At 59.8% G+C, this 891-nt stretch carries 2 protein-coding genes; both read left to right on the forward strand.

The genetic code is table 11. The features are described from left to right. Nucleotides 1–578: electron transfer flavoprotein subunit beta/FixA family protein (locus tag ACZRMS_RS26275; RefSeq protein ID WP_463997642.1), on the forward strand; the 578-nt coding region annotated here is incomplete at its 5' end. A 2-nt stretch (nt 579–580) separates the two neighbouring features. Beyond that, the coding region (locus ACZRMS_RS26280; protein ID WP_463997643.1) for an adenine nucleotide alpha hydrolase family protein at nt 581–891 on the forward strand (311 nt) is incomplete at its 3' end.

The following is an 891-nucleotide window of genomic DNA, read 5'->3' on the forward strand; positions in this document are numbered from 1 at the left end:
TCGTCGTCGTCTCCATCGGCCCGACCACTGCTCAGGAACAGCTGCGTACCGCGCTGGCACTGGGTGCAGATCGCGCCATTCTCGTCGAGTCCGCCGAAGACCTGACCTCGCTGGCCGTGGCCAAGCTGCTTAAAGCAGTGGTCGACAAGGAGCAGCCACAGCTGGTGATCCTGGGCAAACAGGCCATCGACAGCGACAACAACCAGACGGGCCAGATGCTGGCTGCGCTGACCGGTTTCGGTCAGGGTACCTTCGCTTCGAAAGTTGAAGTGGCAGGCGACAAGGTTGCCGTAACCCGTGAAGTGGACGGCGGTGCGCAAACTGTTTCGCTGAGCTTGCCGGCGATCATCACCACCGACCTGCGTTTGAACGAGCCGCGTTATGCGTCCCTGCCAAACATCATGAAAGCCAAGAAGAAGCCGCTTGAAGTGCTGACGCCAGATGCGTTGGGCGTTTCGACAGCTTCGACCAACAAGACCCTGAAAGTTGAAGCACCGGCTGCCCGCAGCGCGGGCATCAAGGTCAAGTCGGTGGCTGAACTGGTCGAGAAACTGAAAAACGAAGCGAAGGTAATCTAACAATGACTATCTTGGTAATCGCAGAACACGACGGCAAAGCACTGGCCCCGGCCACGCTGAACACCGTAGCCGCTGCCGCGAAAATCGGTGGCGACATCCACGTTCTGGTTGCTGGTCAGGGCGTTGGCGCTGTTGCTGAAGCGGCCGCGGCCATTGCTGGCGTGGCCAAAGTACTGGTAGCTGACAACGCGGCTTACGCGCATCAACTGCCGGAAAACGTGGCTCCCCTGGTAGCTGAACTGGGCAAGGGCTACAGCCACATCCTGGCTGCTGCCACCTCCAACGGCAAAAACATCCTGCCGCGCGTTGCTGC

It is taken from the genome of Pseudomonas sp. B424 (assembly GCF_055408345.1).